Source organism: Clostridium sp. (assembly GCF_047718555.1).
Taxonomy (GTDB): Bacteria; Bacillota; Clostridia; order Clostridiales; family Clostridiaceae; genus Clostridium_I.
In genome coordinates this window covers 17308-33831 of the sequence record NZ_JBDNRK010000044.1, presented here as the reverse complement: position 1 = coordinate 33831, position 16524 = coordinate 17308, and the positions used below count along the sequence as shown (strand labels likewise).

The 16524-nt window shown below is 29.0% G+C and carries 18 protein-coding genes; all 18 read right to left on the bottom strand.

All coding sequences use genetic code 11. From position 1 onward, the window contains the following. Positions 1–707: 707 nt before the first annotated feature. A complete protein-coding gene (locus tag ABF633_RS15400) occupies positions 708–3191 on the bottom strand; it encodes an FMN-binding protein (protein WP_415524776.1) in 2484 nt (827 codons plus the stop codon). A gap of 597 nt (positions 3192–3788) precedes the next feature. Further along, positions 3789–4745 (bottom strand): FAD:protein FMN transferase, encoded by a 957-nt coding sequence (locus ABF633_RS15395; RefSeq protein WP_415524775.1) that lies wholly within the window; start codon positions 4743–4745, stop codon positions 3789–3791. 189 nt (positions 4746–4934) lie between these two features. Then, a complete protein-coding gene (locus ABF633_RS15390) occupies positions 4935–5897 on the bottom strand; it encodes an NAD-dependent epimerase/dehydratase family protein (protein WP_415524774.1) in 963 nt (320 codons plus the stop codon). Positions 5898–5997: 100 nt separating this feature from the next. Continuing rightward, positions 5998–6492, bottom strand: a complete 495-nt coding sequence (locus ABF633_RS15385) for a GNAT family N-acetyltransferase (RefSeq protein WP_415524773.1) — start codon at positions 6490–6492, stop codon at positions 5998–6000. Between the two features lie 325 nt (positions 6493–6817). Further along, positions 6818–7768: a 4Fe-4S double cluster binding domain-containing protein gene (locus ABF633_RS15380; protein ID WP_415524772.1), complete on the bottom strand. Its 951-nt coding sequence runs from the start codon at positions 7766–7768 to the stop codon at positions 6818–6820. A gap of 109 nt (positions 7769–7877) precedes the next feature. After that, complete coding sequence (locus tag ABF633_RS15375; RefSeq protein WP_415524771.1) at positions 7878–8339, bottom strand: GNAT family N-acetyltransferase; 462 nt, start codon at positions 8337–8339, stop codon at positions 7878–7880. A 66-nt stretch (positions 8340–8405) separates the two neighbouring features. Beyond that, the gene (locus tag ABF633_RS15370) at positions 8406–8975 is read right to left on the bottom strand and encodes a GNAT family N-acetyltransferase (protein ID WP_415524770.1); all 570 of its coding nucleotides are present in this window, start codon (positions 8973–8975) and stop codon (positions 8406–8408) included. A gap of 83 nt (positions 8976–9058) precedes the next feature. Continuing rightward, positions 9059–9847 (bottom strand): CPBP family intramembrane glutamic endopeptidase, encoded by a 789-nt coding sequence (locus tag ABF633_RS15365; protein WP_415524769.1) that lies wholly within the window; start codon positions 9845–9847, stop codon positions 9059–9061. 150 nt (positions 9848–9997) lie between these two features. After that, positions 9998–10345 (bottom strand): GNAT family N-acetyltransferase, encoded by a 348-nt coding sequence (locus ABF633_RS15360; protein ID WP_415524777.1) that lies wholly within the window; start codon positions 10343–10345, stop codon positions 9998–10000. Between the two features lie 107 nt (positions 10346–10452). Continuing rightward, a complete protein-coding gene (locus ABF633_RS15355; RefSeq protein ID WP_415524768.1) occupies positions 10453–11268 on the bottom strand; it encodes a GNAT family N-acetyltransferase in 816 nt (271 codons plus the stop codon). 91 nt (positions 11269–11359) lie between these two features. Continuing rightward, on the bottom strand, positions 11360–12022 hold the full coding sequence (locus ABF633_RS15350) for a hypothetical protein (protein WP_415524767.1): 663 nt from the start codon (positions 12020–12022) through the stop codon (positions 11360–11362). Positions 12023–12140: 118 nt separating this feature from the next. Beyond that, positions 12141–12335, bottom strand: coding sequence for a hypothetical protein (locus ABF633_RS15345; RefSeq protein WP_415524766.1), 195 nt, complete (start codon positions 12333–12335; stop codon positions 12141–12143). 169 nt (positions 12336–12504) lie between these two features. Then, complete coding sequence (locus ABF633_RS15340) at positions 12505–12975, bottom strand: hypothetical protein (protein ID WP_415524765.1); 471 nt, start codon at positions 12973–12975, stop codon at positions 12505–12507. A gap of 417 nt (positions 12976–13392) precedes the next feature. After that, complete coding sequence (locus tag ABF633_RS15335) at positions 13393–13530, bottom strand: hypothetical protein (protein WP_415524764.1); 138 nt, start codon at positions 13528–13530, stop codon at positions 13393–13395. A 142-nt stretch (positions 13531–13672) separates the two neighbouring features. Continuing rightward, the gene (locus ABF633_RS15330) at positions 13673–14332 is read right to left on the bottom strand and encodes an HD domain-containing protein (RefSeq protein WP_415524763.1); all 660 of its coding nucleotides are present in this window, start codon (positions 14330–14332) and stop codon (positions 13673–13675) included. Between the two features lie 271 nt (positions 14333–14603). Continuing rightward, a complete protein-coding gene (locus tag ABF633_RS15325) occupies positions 14604–14999 on the bottom strand; it encodes a DUF4405 domain-containing protein (protein ID WP_415524762.1) in 396 nt (131 codons plus the stop codon). 37 nt (positions 15000–15036) lie between these two features. Continuing rightward, complete coding sequence (locus ABF633_RS15320) at positions 15037–15438, bottom strand: FMN-binding protein (protein WP_415524761.1); 402 nt, start codon at positions 15436–15438, stop codon at positions 15037–15039. Positions 15439–15664: 226 nt separating this feature from the next. Further along, a complete protein-coding gene (locus ABF633_RS15315; protein WP_415524760.1) occupies positions 15665–16288 on the bottom strand; it encodes a TetR/AcrR family transcriptional regulator in 624 nt (207 codons plus the stop codon). Positions 16289–16524 lie beyond the last annotated feature (236 nt).

Sequence of the window (16524 nt, the reverse complement as noted above, 5' to 3'; positions counted from 1 at the left end):
ATAAACATTTATTTATGATATTGGATATCTATAATATGTCAATATATTTGCCAAAATAATTTACTTTATGATGCAATTTTTTTATTTAAATTATAATAGTACTATAATTTTTATAATTTATTAATATTCAATTTCATAACTAAACATTTTTTTAAGCTACAAGGCTTTTTAATTTTATGCTTTGAAACATAAATTTATATATCAAGTTGTCTATCTATAACTTCAAATTAAACTTTTTACATTGAAAATTACTTCCTAGAAAGATTACTTGAAAAAATTTTTAACCTAATGTGCAGAATTCTCCAATCCTCTATAGGTGGGAGATGGATAGCACATTAATATAAATGGTAGTTGCTCTTTGTAAACTGAATATATATGGTTGTAGGGAGAATACGAAAATGCGATAACCAAGCTATGCCTTCCCTACGTAAAATATTCAAGGCTCGTATACAGAGCATTACGTTCATTACCCTCGGTGCAAGGGGATTTCAAGCCTGTGGAGAGTGTAGGTTACGAACTCTAGGAAGCAGGAAGCTCTTACTTCTTTAAGTTGGAGTAGTTCACTAAAAAAGCACTATCAACATCCACTAAATTTAACAGACCTATAGTGCTAATTTTGCTATTCATTGATTGTATATTATTCTATTAAGGCATATGAAAATAAATAGTAAGTAAAAAATGCTAGTTATTTATTTGAATATGCCTAACTACTGAACCTTTGCATTTTCCAGAGCAGCTTTAACTGCTGACATTATGCCCCTGCTTGAGTAGGTTGCACCTGCCACTACATCTACTTCTGTAGATTGTCTACTTATTATCTCCTTTGGCACTGTGCTAAAGGCATCATAATAATAATCTTCTGTTTCACGATTGGATATTGTCTCTATATCAACAATTTTCCCATTTTTTACGGTAACGGAAAGCTTAAGATTTGACCTATATCCACTTCCTATACCAGTATAAATACCATCTTTATATTTTACTTCACTGGAGTTAGCTGATGAATTACCATTTTGTGATGCTCCGGTATTTGTCCCTGTAAAATTAGTACTTCCCGTGTTTGTATTACTGTTTCCCGGAACCGTTCCTGTATTTGAATTATTACCACTATTGGCACTTGCACCTCCAGTTTGATTAGTATTAGTACTAGTGTTACTACTTTGATTACTATTATCAACTGAACTATTGATCCCAGTATTATTATGAGCTGTGCTACTATTATTTGAGCCACTACTTGTACCATTGTTTGAATTATTGCTGACCATTGTGGTACCATCTAATCTTGCATTTTTTAATGCATCATTAACTGCTGCTATTATTCCGTTACTGGAGAAGGTTGCTCCTGATACTGCATCTACATTTGTATCCTGCTTACTTATTATTTCCTTTGGTACTACAGAAAAAGGTTTTTCATAGAATCCAGTGGTTTCATTATGTGACACTATTGTTATATCTGTTATTTTTCCATCTTTTACTGTAACAGAAACTTTAAGATTTGGTTGAAATCCTTTGCCCACTCCTGTATATATCCCATCTTTGTATAGTCCTTTACCAGTATATGCAGGTAGATTAGCAGCTGCATCTGAAACATTAGCCGAACTATTATTAGCAGCTGCACTTGCTGTTCCAGAAGTATTACCTCCTGGCAGTTCACCGCTAATTAACGCCTTTTGAAGTGCATTTTTAACAGCTGCCATTATACCTCTACTGGAGAAAGTTGCTCCTGATACTGCATCAACCTCAGTAGACTGCGCTGCTATTATTTCCTTTGGCACTGTAGAAAATGCCTGTTCACTGAAACCTGGTGTTTCATTGTTGGATAGTATTTGTATATCTGTTATCTTACCGTCCTTTATAGTAACAGATACTGTAAGATCAGTCCCATATCCAGTTCCTACCCCTGTATAGGTACCATCTTTGAACTTTGCATTTTTATCCATTGAAACATCGGAATTTGTACTTTCTGCTTGAGCTGCACCACTTTTCTCTTGATTTTTACTCTTATCTTTTCTTGCCTTACTAAGAGCATCTTTTACTGCTTGCTTTATTCCATTACTTGACTTGGTTGCCCCAGAAACTGCATCTACATCTGGAGATTGTGCTGCTATTATTTCTTTTGGCACTACATCAAAAGCCTGTTCATAATAACCTTTAGTTTCTTCATGAGAAACTATCTTTATATCCGAAATTTTTCCTTTGTCTATTTTAACCTGAACCTTTAAATTAGGTCTGAAGCCTGTACCAACCCCATTGTATACACCATCACTGAAGACAGCTTCATCAACCTTTGACATCTGAGCTGCACTAACTCTAGTTCCTATGTTCACTTCTGGTTTTACTAATTTACTCCCCCAAAATATAAAACTGAACACTAAAATTGCTGCTGCTGTAGAAGAATACCATTGCATATTTAATTTTTTAAATACAACAACTTTAGGATTGCTTCTATAACATGTATCTACACATTTTAGACATGCTATACATTCGCCACTCTCTACTGACTCTACCTGCGATAGATTTATTCCCATTGGGCAATTTCCCGTACACAATTGGCATTTGCCACATTTTTCACTTGGCTTGCTTATGTTAATAATCTTAAATTTTGAAAGTATAGCCTGTATAGCTCCCAGAGGGCACAAATATCTGCAAAAGAATCTTTCTATAAACATGGCGCCTATAGTTATTAAGGCCAAAAATATAAAAGCTATTGGAATTTCAGGAGCCATAGTTTTAAACTGAGGTAGTTGAGCAAAGGCATCCCAAGGATCTATGCTTTTTTCTGGTGACAAATTCATTGACCACATAAAAATCATAATTCCTAATAAAACTATGTATTTAATATATTTTAATTTTTCATCTACTGTTTGTGGTATATTTATTTTTTTCTTAAATATCCTTCTTGAAACTAAATACACCAAATCATTAAAGGTTCCAAAGGCACACAACCAACCACAGAAAAATCTTCCTATTAAAACAGATAATACTACTACAGCTGCAAAAGCAGCTAAAAAAGTAAAGGAATTAGAAAGATTAAAATTTTCTCTAGCTAGTCCCAAATATATATTTTTAAAACCAGTAAAAGCTAAAGTAAATATTCCTGAAAAAAAGTATAAAAATATAAGTTGAATTATAAATCTAGATATTTTTACTAAAGATAGTTTTTTCTTTAAATCAGATAATCTTTTATTCAAAGTATGAGCCCTCCTTGTAAAATGAAGGAATATGATTTTAAAATTTCATTTCACATTTAATAATTCTATATCGGTCAAGCAATCCTTACAAGCATTATTAATAGATTTATTTGTAAAAGTTTCTTAATAAAAGAACTAAATGAATGCATATAGATAGACATCTAACCTTTATAATTTAAATGCAGACAATATATAATTTCCCCTAGAATAAAAAAACAGCTGAATATCTATTGATAATTAATAGATATTCAGCTTACAGTTTTCTGGTAAACTAATGACACTTTTCGGATGAATTTATAGCAATCCACTATAATTAGTATGTTAATATTATTATATTCCTCTAGTTTTGTCAATATGATTTTTTAATAACTTGAATTAATAATATAGAAAATAGCGAATTAGTATTAATTAATGATTAATATAGTATAAAAATTTCCCAACTGATGTTCCGAATTTATAAGATTGATAAAATAAGAAAAATCCTAAAGCTACAATTACAAAATAATATATTTTTTTATGTTCTTCTCTCAAAGTTTTTTCTATGATTTTAATATTTCTCAAATTAATCACTCCTCAATAATTCATTCTACTATACTGTTATAAAGCTGAAAAATCCGTACCCTCAAATAGAATAAAATCTTTTCTTAACCCTTCTGTAACATAAATTTCCTTATCTTTTGTAATAAATATAGCCTCCATATCTTTAAGGCCATTAATTAATTTCATACCCTCTTCAAGTCCCAAAATAAAAATAGCTGTAGATAAGGCATCTGCTCCAATGGATTTTTCTGATACAATTGTGGCACTCATTAATCCCGAATTTGCAGGATACCCTGTCCTAGGATCTAAAATATGATGATATTTTACATTATCCTTTTCAAAATATCTCACATAATCTCCAGAGGTTACAATGGTCTTATCAACTGCCTTTACAGCCCCCAGGCACTGCCCTCTTTCAAGGAGAGGATTCTGTATACCAACCTTCCAGGGTGTTCCATCAGGCTTATTACCTAAAACCAAAACATTGCCCCCAAGATTTATAAAAGCGGATTCAATTCCCTGCTGCTTGTATATTTCTATAGCCCTGTCTGCTGCATAACCTTTTGCTATAGCTCCAAGGTCTACACTTTCTCCAGTCTTTTCAAGCTTTGCTGTACCCAGTCCATTATCAATAGTAATATCTTTATATCCAGTAAAGCTTAAAGCCCTATCAATTTCTTCTTTAGAAGGCACCTTTGCATGATCTGTAAATATACCCCAAAGCTTAGCTACCGGTCCTATAGTAATATCAAATGTTCCGCCGCATATTTGAGAAAAATATTTGGCCCTATTTAGAACATATAGAGATTCACAGCCAAGCTCTACTTCCTGCTTTCCAGCAGCCCTATTTAGCTTACTTATTTCACTGGATTCAAGAAAGAAACTCATAAGAGCTTCCAATCTTTTCATTTCTTCCTCTACCTTTGCTGCAGCTATTTCTGCTTTTTCTCCAAAAACCCTTTGACTTATAACCGTTCCCATACAAAAAGTTTCCATCTCGTAAAATTCACTCATAAAATTCTCCCTTTAATTTTATTTAATAAAATATTACTGCAAATCATTCACAAGTTTTAATTATCTTTACGAAAAATTCTGTAAATTAATCAAAATATATAAATCAACATTTTCATTTGAAATTAATACTCAACTGCATTTTTATTATATATTATCTAAGTAATCTCTTCAACAGTTGACTATAGTTAACTAAAAACAATTACTCTGTTTTTGAAATAATTCCTCTAATTCATTCACTTTTTCCATCATTTTAATATCATTCAAATTAGGTTTTCTGTCTGTATACCATCGGTAGGCTCTCTCTAATCCCCTTTCTAATGAAATATTAGGAATATATAGTCCATCTTCTACTAATTGTTTTATATCCAGCATGTATGTTACATCTCTAAAAGGAAAATATGCTCTTGGTTCCAATTGTATCTTGTTTATATCTATTTTATTTATAATAGGATTTTTCCCTACAACTTCCCCACATTTTCTTATAAAATACTCCCATGAAATAATTTCAGGATTTGTGGCATTGTATATCTTTGAAGCACTTTTGCTATACATTGCACTTTCAAATATTCTAATCAAGTCATCAATATGTATAAATTGAGTTTTGATATTATTTCCAAAAGGTAATGGAATTACTTTATTATTGTCAATTCTATCAAAGAAGTACGCTTCTCTATACAGATTATTGTTTTCACCATAAATATAAGTTGGCCTAAAGATTATATAGGGAATTCCACTATTTATAATGAAGTTCTCTGCTTCTTTTTTATCAATGCCATACTTTCCCCAGTTAGGATTTTCTCCTGTCTCAAAACATTCTTCCATGGCAATATTACTTGGCTTGTATACTGCTCCTGACGAACAAAATATATACTTTTTTAATCTACTAGTATTAATTGAAGTTAACAAGGTTTCCACATCATCTTTTGTATATGCAGATATATCGAAAATGAACTCATATTCTCTCCCTTTTAAAACTTCTTGAAGTTCATTCTTTGATTTTCTGTTACAAATTAGGTGCTCTCTAAATCCATTATAATCTACTAATTTAAAACCTCTTGTAAGTATGTCCACATTATAGACTTGTCCAATAAGATATTTTGCCAAAGAACTACTTACAAATGTTGTGCCACCCATAATTAAAATAGATTCCATTTCAAAACTCCTCTTTTTTATTCTTGTAAATACTTTAATAGTAGTCAATTCAAACTACAAAAAGAAATCGTATTAATTAAAAGATTATGTTCAAAATCCCCTATAGTTTTTTCTCAAGTAAATAAAACAATCCTTTTCTCCAGTTTGCTTCTCCAGCCTTTTGATATTCAAGTTTTTGATACATTTTTAAAGCATAGGGATTTAGAGAAAAAGCATCTAATCTAATAGATTGTATTCCTTTTTTCTGTAACAAATCTTCAATCATAATCATTGTATTTTTCCCTATTTTTTGATTCTGATAAATTGGATTAACACATAATCTATGTACTACAGCAAACCTTTCATTATCATATTTCCAATTGCCATGTTTATATTGTACGTCAAATTCATTATTAACGACTACAATAGAAACAATTGTATTATCTTTAATTCCAACATACATTTGTTTTTTTAATATATCTTGTTCAAGAATTACATTAGTAGGGTATATTTCATCCCATTGGGGTATATTATTGTCATTCATTACATTAATTGCATTTCTAAAGATGTCCATGATTATATTTAAATCCTCAAGTTCTGCTTTCCTTATTTTCATAACCCCACTCCTTCTCATTATATAAATAACCTTTACTATGCATAAAATTACTGTTCTGCATAGATTTATATAATAATTATATCTTTAATTAAACAGCATTTCCAGATTTTATTTATGAAATAAAGAATGCATATATAGTCCTAATAACTATATTTAAATAAAAATAAATTACTAAGTAAAAATCAAAAAAACAATATAAAAATTGTAAATGAATGTGTCTATTTAATTTATGTATAAATTTTCATTTAATATATTTACACTAAATAGAAATAAAAAAAGGCATCACTGCCTTTTTAGTTAATAAATAATATTAGAAGATTATGAATTAACTTTCATATTTATTTAATAAAACACTTAAATTACGAGCAAGTAAATCATAATATTCTATAAAATTAATTAGTTCCAGTTTTCTATATGTTATCTTTGACAATTCACCTAAGGGGGTCTTTGATAATATCATTTTTGTTTCCCACTCATTGAATTCAGCTAAATCTCCTACATCCTTAATGTGATTTCTATTTACAGGACAAATAATTTGACATCTCATACATCCTATTATAGAATTGTTCCATTTTACGTTTAACCATTTAGGAAAATCTTTTTCACTTTCATTCTGTAATGTAATACATTTACCTGGATGTATTACAAATCTGTCATTTGTTATTGCTCCTGTAGGACAATTTTTTACGCATAAATTACAGCTTGTACACAAATCCATAATATTAGCTTTCTGCCAAGAATCATTTTCACAGGGCATATCTGATATGTACACCCCCATCCAATAAAAACTACTTTCACTATTTATATAACAAATATTGTTTTTCCCATATTGTCCAAGACCACTTCTTGAAGCTATAAGTTTACATGGAAGATTAATTTTCTTTACTTTCAAATTCTTATATGAAAGAATATTTTCAACAATTGAAGTTACTTCACATATTTTCTTATGTTCTTCTTCTAGTTCCACACTAGAATTCAGCAAATACATGGGCGGCATAATTACAGCTCTTCTTTTACCTCCTAATGTAAAATATATTCTAATCATAGGTTGAGGAACTGCTATAACTATAATTGAATTTGCTTTTGGAAGATTTTCCATAATATCATAATTAAATTTATTTAAATATTCACCTATGTAAGTATTAACATCTTTATAAATTTTTTTTGTAGTTTCTATATCGGACCGTATTTCTTCTATGTGTTTAGTAGAAATAACTCCTACTTTAAATCCGTGTGATTCAATTTGATTTATAAAGTCATTTGTAATACTAGTCATACATTTAAATACCTCACTTTTTTATAAATATCCTTTACTTCCCTTTAAATTACAACTGTTATACTATAAAAAACATTGAGTAATAATTATAAAAATCTACTAATAATAATCATATTTCTTTTATCATTAAGCACTCATTTACTCCTCTTTTATACAAGTTTGGAATAATTCCAACTTTCTTATAACCAATACTCTGATATAATTGTTTTGCTCTTGGATTAAAGTCTGCAACTACAAGAAATAACTTTGAAGAATTTTTAGAAGTCGTTTCTTCAAAGTATTTTAGTAGTTTTTTCCCTATTCCAAGTCCACGAAACTCTTCTTTTACAGCTATTATATGTAAATACGGAAAGCTATGAAATGCACCATTAAGAATAAACCAAATAAATCCTAAGCATATATATTCTTTATTAATGGCAATAAAAATTTCTCCTTTAGAAATCCCTTCATTTAAGGCTTGAATGGCTTTATTTTCTTCTGGAAAATATATTCTCCCTAATTCTGACTTTTGTAAAGCAATTTTGCAGTCAAGCAAGTGTTTGTTTTCTGCTTTGATAATATTTATATTCATTGGCTGTTGTCTCCAATCAATTATAATAAAAAAATAAATTCCTTGTTTCTTCACAGTTATAGAAAATTATGAATTAATTATATCTTTTTCCAATCTCACAAAATAGTCATCATATATCATCATAAATTTCTTTTTAATTGGATTGTATCCTTTTTTTGTTAATGAAGCAATTCGCTCAGCAGCATCAGGAATAGATTTTGTAAGAATTGCTTCAACATCAAATGCCTTATAAAAATTTTCATTAACAATTTCTAAAATATCATCGATAACTGACCGTTTTTCATAATTACTTTGCAAATCAATTCGTAATACGCCATAATCATTAAATTCATCATCTGCGATTCTATGAAACATTTCAATTGTACCAACTTTTTCATTTGTGTCATTTAAAATGACTGTCCATCTTACAAACTCCTTGTTTTTATAGGAAAAGTTCCAAAAGTTAATTGCCTCTTTCATTTTTTCAATTGTTGTATAGTGAAAATCATCTCCATGGCAATTGTCAGAATTAAAAAGTGGTAATGCTTTTTTATCAGAATAGCACTTTAACAATTCTTGAACATCATCCATATTCGTCTGCCTTAATGTAATAAGTTTATTTTTATAAATTGGACATTCTTTATATATATCTTTCATTATAGATTCCCCCGTTAAATAAACCTTAATTAAAGTATTTGTTTTTTTGATATCTTACTTATAAGAAAATTGCCAAGCAATAATCATATAAAATTCGCAAAAAAATCATATAAAGCATGAAAAATAGTTGAGGCAGCTATGTTTTTACATTTTAAAAATAAATATCCCAAAAATAAACCAGCTGGAAATAATAAAATTGATGAAATAGCAGCATTAATAATACTGAGGTTAATTATCATCATTCTTTGAAATATATGAGAACATGAAAAAACTAATGCTGCAATTATCAGCCCTTTTTTATCTCCTAGCCACTCTGTTAATCTGTATTGAACATATCCTCTAAATAGAACTTCCTCACCAAAAGCTGTAAATAAGCAATTTATAAAAGCCCATATACTAAATGACGAGTCAGGAAGAAATATATATTTCAATTGATGTTTCATTATTACTATAAATACAAGAAATAAAGTGTAGCTTACTAAACCAATAAAGATAGATTTAAAAATATTATTTCTAGTTATGCCTAAACTACATAAGCCTTCTTTTTGTAACATAATTACAATTATTACAGGTACAACTTCTAAAATTGCGGTAATAATATAGATAACTACTCCCAAATCACTGTTACTACTGATTTTTAATTGACCTGCTATAAAACTTTTTATGAAAATTAGTATAAGTGGATACATAATAATTATAAGTATAGAAGTACTAATCAAACTAACTATTGTAGAATGCTTAATGTTTACTAACTTTACTTCTTCATACTTAAAATTCATATTTTTAGTTATAAAATGAACAATTAAAGCACTTAATAGTAAACCAAATGTTATATAAATAGTATTATTTATTTGTGATGATACTATCTGCATAATTTATGTCCTTTCTTTCATTCTAAACATCTTACTGTTCTGCATAAGTTTATATAATGATTATATCTTTAATTAAACAGCATTTCCAGATTTTATTTATGATGTAAAGAATGCATAGTTATAATAAATATATCTAAATGAAAATGTGAATTAACTTAAAATCAATTTCATTGGAATAAATTTTATTCCATTTACAACTTGTTCTATATCTATTTTGATAAAGCCCATACTTTTATAAATTTCAACAGCATAAGGTGATGAATTGACTTCAATTTCACTAATTGAATTATCTATATTTTGGGATTTATCTAATGATATTTTCAGTAAATTTTTTGCTATTCCCATTTTTTGATATTCCTTTTTAACAAATAATAATGAAATATGATTTGCGTTTCTCACTTCAATAACTCCAACAATTTCATTTTTATGCAATGCCACAAAAGAATAGCTTATATTTTTTAGCCATTCTTTTAACAAATCTGGTTTTACATAATTGATAAATTCTCTAAAAACTATATGAGATTTAGTAATTTTTTTCTCCTTTCATAAAAATTAATTCTTTTTTACCATGCTAACAAAATTAACAATATTACCATCAGGGCCTCTTATAGAGTGAATGATACTTTGCTAACTTTACCACATTCAATAAATCCAACATTTTTATAGGCTTTATTAGATGCCGGATTAGATAAATCTGTATAAAGAACGGGCACTCTATGTTCACTAAGAATAATCCGACATAATTTAGATACAATCATTGCTCCAAATCCTTCTCCTCTCATATCTGGTCGTGTATATACTTCATTGATTCTAACATTGCGCTTTGAGCGATGTGCAATATGTGCCATTGAAATTATTTTATTGCCAGTACCCCAAATATATAAATTTTCACTTTCAATATACATTTTTGCAGTTTGTAATTGTTGTTCTGGAGTAGTCATTTGTCTAAAGCAATCATAAATAAATCCAGATAAAAATTCTGAAATGACATTAATATCATTTATTGTAGCTTTTCTAAGAAGTCCTTGTACTGGTTTTGGTTCGATAATTGATGGACATTGAAATGATTCCATTTGTAAATCAACACAATATTTTAGTTGTCTCATTGTAGCATAATGTTCTGCCAATGCAATTGCAATATCTTGTTTAGCTACAAAAACTAACTTCTCCATATCTTTATACAATTCAATGAAATCATTTTTTAACTCTTCAATATCTTTATTTGTAATTTGGCGTGATGTCCATATCCAAGCTGGAAGTTTAGGAGTCGACTGACCAATTATTATGCTTTTATTTTTGTTTGTAAACAAATATGGCAATTTACTCTCCATTATTATATGTAATACATTAAACTGTACTTCATCATCAATGAATGGCTTGGAATCTAATATATTATCTTTCTCCGAAAATTTAATTAACAAACTAAGCACCCCCAATAAATTCATCCTATTGTACTAATACATACTATAAGAAAAAAGCGAATTAATAAATTAACTGTACATTACGCTCATTTTACTCAGAACTATTATTATTCATATACTTTTGCGTCCAAGGGCAATTAGATAAACATTTTAAACAACCGTCACAGTGGTATACATCCACTATTAAATCTCTATTCATACCCATTTCCCATGTAGAGCCATGGATAGCCCCTACAGGACAAATGTCCTTACAAACAGTACATTCCCCACATTTAGGCATTATTATTGGTCTATTTTCAGTAGGTAATTGTGCATTTGTCAAGACACTACACATGCACAATGCACTTCCGTATTCCTGGGTAACTAACAAATTGTTTTTTCCGATCCAACCCAATCCAGCCAATATGGCAATTTTTTTATGTGGAAGTGGAGTGGTTTTCGTAGTTTCATCATAGAATCCATGCAAACCAAGATTTCTTTCCGATTGGGCAAAGGCTTCATATCTTTTTGCAATGATAAAATCAGCCGTCCATTCTGCAAGTTTATCAATACTATGTTCCCTTTTCGAAAACTCGGAATAATCTAATATGTTTTCTTTTGATAGACGAAAAATATAACTGGGGCTTAGAACTATTCCTATCAAAATAGCAACGCTGTACCCCCTATTTTCTTTTGCCGAGAGCATTGATATATCAACTGTCTTGATAAAATTAACACCACGGGTATTTAACTCAGAAATTAACTCGTTCATCATATGTGACATCCCCTATTGTCTTTCAGTTATAAAATAATCTGTAGCTCGCATCTTCTTACAAAATCGTAGTAATTATAAATCCATAATTATTACAACCTTTTTGAAGATTCTGAACCTACTACTTAAATTTTTCTGGATTCTCTGCATACCATTCTGTATAACCACAGATAGGACATACATATGGAGATAACTCACTGTATTCTTTAGTAAAAGGCTTTACTGGAAATTTATAAGCCATAAATTTCACCAATGGATCTGGTTTTATAACACATTTTGTTAATTTGCTATTACACTTTGAACATAAATGTTCCATAGAAATTCCTCCCTTCATTTACAATTAATTTATCGTATTTAACTTCTTTTTCAAGATAATCTCTAACTTTTATAATGAACAATATTTTACTATTGTTTAAATACAATAAAATTATTGTTGATGAATCATATTAGAAAATATGCATTAACTCAACAGAAATTTATAAAACTTATTTTATCGCCTTTAAACGCTGAATATGTACTCCTATATGTCCTATACCAAGTATAATTGCAGACGCAATCAGCCAAACAACCTTCCCATAAATACCCAATATCAAAAAAGCCGTAACAGGCAAACTTGCAAGAGGTATGGGAATCCCCAAAAAACTGCTATATAAATTTTCTTTTGTATGCTCATTGGTAAAATATCTAATCCAACAAATTTCATAAAGAATCATTAGTAAAAATGATGCTATTAGCCACAAACTCCATACTGAAAATGGAGTAATATTAAAATCAATAAAAATCAATACGCTACAAGTACAGCATACTTGTCCAACTCGTTCAAATAATAATAATATTTTGTTTTCTTGAGTATTGTTATAATCTATTGACTGTTTCTTACTCCAAATAATATTTGGAATAAATAACATTAATAAATATATCAGACCTACATATGAAAATCCTAAATGACCTAACATATAACGCCTCCTAAAATTACTATTTTTCTTTCTGAATCAAATTATTATTTGTCTACAGATTATGTGAATAATCTTTACTTCGTTGTTTCCTACTATCCTACTATATTACATTAGTGTAATAGTTATACTCAATTCAATCTTTTAGAAGATGATGAATCTCTTAATTAGTATTATATGAAAATAGAAATTTGTCTACTTAATAAATTACCTTTGTTATATAATCTTCTCCATCAATTTTATCTTCCATAAATATACTCCTATTATATAAATAATTTTTGACTCGTATTTTGTTACTATTACGCTTCATGACACTATTTAAAAAAGTTGCATTATAAAATCTTATAAATCGTAAATTATTTTCCAATTCATAAGATAGTAAATCAACATTTTATCCAGCAACCTACACATATTTGTTCTTCAAAAGGAAAATTCAAGTAACTCTTCATTACCTTTTTCTTTAGCCTCTTTAACATATTTAAGCCCTAATTTCAAATTATCTGATAAATTATTTGGCTTTGCTTTATGCTGGACCAATGCTACTTTTAATATACTCAAGTTATCAACTCCCTATATAAATTGCTACATACACCTATCAATGATAACGCCTATTTTACATTTAAATTCCTCCAAAGAGAATATATCAAATTTTTAAATTATTTTCTTGACTTAAAAGACAATATTATAAATACAAACGTTTTTACTCTATCCCTTCCCATTCATTCATAAACTTATTTAGATATTCTTCCATATAACGGTGTCTATCTTGAGCCAGACTCTTACCCATATCCGTGTTCATTAAATTTTTTATAAGTAGTAACTTTTCATAAAAATGATTTATTGATGTACTAGTGTGAATACTATTCTTATACTGCTCAAATGTATCATGTTTTTGCACACTTATGTCTGGATTATATATTTCTCTTTTAACTGCCCCTCCAAATGCAAATACTCTTGAAATACCTATAGCGCCTATTGCATCTAGCCTATCAGCATCTTGGACTACCATACATTCTTTTGTACTAATTTGTGATTTTACATTTGCACCTTTAAATGAAATATTTTCTATTACATCGCACACCTTTGAAATCACCTCTTTTTGTACATTAATACTTTCAAGCCATTCATTTACTACCTTTGAACTAATATCTGTATCACCATTATAAAATTTATAGTCAGCTACATCATGTAGAAGTGCTGATAACTCTACAATTAACATGTCAGCTTGTTCTTTTTCCCCAATTTTTATTGCGTTTCTCCATACTCTGTATGTATGCCACCAATCGTGTCCTGTTTCCTCCCCATAAAGTTTACTCTTAACAAACTCTTTGGTTCTTTCAATAATTAATTCCCTATCCATATTTTTTCTCCATTCTAAATGTCTAATCTAAGAATAGTTCCTCTTAGATTTTTACCTTACGATAAATATAAGTAAAAAAAATCCTCTATCATCTTCATTTTTAATATATTTAATTAATTCAAATTACCTTTTAAAAGCCTAATTCTTTATGTATTTCATAATGAATATAAACAGAGTTCTAAGTATCAGTATTTTCGATACTTAGAACTCGTTGTCCTTTAGGGTAAATCGTTATCCATGATAATATTTCCCTATTATTTTTCCTACAGTATTAACTCATAATAAAATGATATAATAGTATATGCCACAATAAAGCTCCCACAAAAACTATAGCTAATCCTATGTGAACAAACCTCCAAATTTTTCTACTTGCTGGTGAAATTCTTTTTAAACATTTTATTACTATACCTGATATACAGAGTAAAATCATTGAGAAAAAACATATAAAGCCTGCAGATACCTGAATAAAAACTATATTTTGTCCTACGTGAAGAATTGCTATTACAGTTCCAATAATACCCAAATAGCAATGAAAATTCAATGCTTGTCTTAAATTAATCTTAACCTTTGGAGAACGGATTTTAATTCTTTTTAATATGAAATAGCAAAGGCAGATTAAAAATACTACCCCTGCAATCCAACCTAATTTATCTGTTTCTATACCCATAAATTTTGCCTTCTTTTCCTGCTTATTTAATAATATCTTAAGCTTTAGCACCCTTTTCTAAAGCATTGTCAATAGCCTTCAAAATAACCTTGCTGCTATTAGTTGCTCCAGAAACTGTATCTACCTGTAAAGATTGGGCTGCTATAACTCTTTCTGGTATCACTTCCGCTTTTTTACCTCTTTCATTTTTGTGATGAATTATTTTTATCGCTGTAATCTTATGATTATCCACAGTAACCTTTACTTCTGCTCCAACTTCCAGTGCATCAAAAGAGCCTAAATAAGTTCCATTGGAGACCTTAGATAAATCAACTTTTTCTATGTTTATGTTTTTTATTATATTCTTGTAACTTTGCAAATAAATTAAATACCTTACTCCAAAAAATATTCCTGTAACTATTCCTAAACTGGCCAATGTAATAATAACTCGCTTAATCATAATTCGCCCCCTAAATCATTCTCATATTTATTACATACTTGAAGCAAGTTCTTAATTCAGGTGGGGATTCTTTTACCCCATCTGAATTTTAGAACTGCAAATGCATGGCTTACTTGGCGTTGAACTCCCACTTGAAGATGTGGGAGACTTACGCCAAGTTAGTCAGGTTAAACTATACTAGCTAATAAATCTTACTTAGTAAAGTTTGCTACTCCCGCTAAGTTTATCATTCGTTACCTATTAGAGAATTTATCATGTTATCAATAAGCTGTCTTTTATCTTTCCAAGGAAATTCCATATGTGCTATAAATAATGAGGTTAAACCATGTATTCCTGCCCATAGACATTGACTTATAATCTCAACATCTTTTCCTTTAAAGTTTCCTTGCTCCTTACAGCATTTTATTGTATTTAAAAGTATATCATAAGTTCTAAATCCCGAGGAATCTGTGTCATGATAAACTAAATTTTCCTCGTACCTCAATACATTACTCATATAAACTAACTCATAATAATTGGGATTTTCAAGTGCAAAATTCACATAAGCATGACTCATCCTCTTCAATTTTTCCATATTGCTGCACTGTTCATGGCTAATTTCACTAAAAATATTGAGAAGTCTTCCATTGTTTTTATTATAAATATGAAATAGAATATCAGCCTTATTTTTAAAAAACTGATATATAGTTGGTAGAGAATATTCAATTTTATCTGCAATTTTTCTCATTGATATATTTTTATATCCATCCTCCGCAAACAGCTCCTCTGCTGCTGTAATTATTTTATTTTTCAATTCTATTTTTTCCTTTTCCCGTCGTTCCCTTATTCCCAAAGTTTTTGTACACCTCATTATTTATAAAATAAGACATGCTAAAATAAATAGCAAAATGGATAGTTATTTATTTATAACGTCCCATATCATAGTAATAAAATCTAACACTGTTATAATTTATAATTAGATTTTATAATGAATCTTCTATAAAAACAACCTGTTTAACAAATATTTTACACTCTTTGTTTTTTCTATCTTTATTTGATAAAATTTATTGATTCAACGTATAAATTCATAAATCTTACGCAAAATAA

Coding starts and splice junctions, on each gene's coding strand:
- ABF633_RS15395 (WP_415524775.1), bottom strand. CDS start 4,745: ATGAGTGAATTTTACGAGATGGAAACTTTTTGTATGGGAACGGTTATA.
- ABF633_RS15390 (WP_415524774.1), bottom strand. CDS start 5,897: ATGGAATCTATTTTAATTATGGGTGGCACAACATTTGTAAGTAGTTCT.
- ABF633_RS15385 (WP_415524773.1), bottom strand. CDS start 6,492: ATGAAAATAAGGAAAGCAGAACTTGAGGATTTAAATATAATCATGGAC.
- ABF633_RS15380 (WP_415524772.1), bottom strand. CDS start 7,768: ATGACTAGTATTACAAATGACTTTATAAATCAAATTGAATCACACGGA.
- ABF633_RS15375 (WP_415524771.1), bottom strand. CDS start 8,339: ATGAATATAAATATTATCAAAGCAGAAAACAAACACTTGCTTGACTGC.
- ABF633_RS15370 (WP_415524770.1), bottom strand. CDS start 8,975: ATGAAAGATATATATAAAGAATGTCCAATTTATAAAAATAAACTTATT.
- ABF633_RS15365 (WP_415524769.1), bottom strand. CDS start 9,847: ATGCAGATAGTATCATCACAAATAAATAATACTATTTATATAACATTT.
- ABF633_RS15350 (WP_415524767.1), bottom strand. CDS start 12,022: ATGATGAACGAGTTAATTTCTGAGTTAAATACCCGTGGTGTTAATTTT.
- ABF633_RS15345 (WP_415524766.1), bottom strand. CDS start 12,335: ATGGAACATTTATGTTCAAAGTGTAATAGCAAATTAACAAAATGTGTT.
- ABF633_RS15340 (WP_415524765.1), bottom strand. CDS start 12,975: ATGTTAGGTCATTTAGGATTTTCATATGTAGGTCTGATATATTTATTA.
- ABF633_RS15330 (WP_415524763.1), bottom strand. CDS start 14,332: ATGGATAGGGAATTAATTATTGAAAGAACCAAAGAGTTTGTTAAGAGT.
- ABF633_RS15325 (WP_415524762.1), bottom strand. CDS start 14,999: ATGGGTATAGAAACAGATAAATTAGGTTGGATTGCAGGGGTAGTATTT.
- ABF633_RS15320 (WP_415524761.1), bottom strand. CDS start 15,438: ATGATTAAGCGAGTTATTATTACATTGGCCAGTTTAGGAATAGTTACA.
- ABF633_RS15315 (WP_415524760.1), bottom strand. CDS start 16,288: ATGAGGTGTACAAAAACTTTGGGAATAAGGGAACGACGGGAAAAGGAA.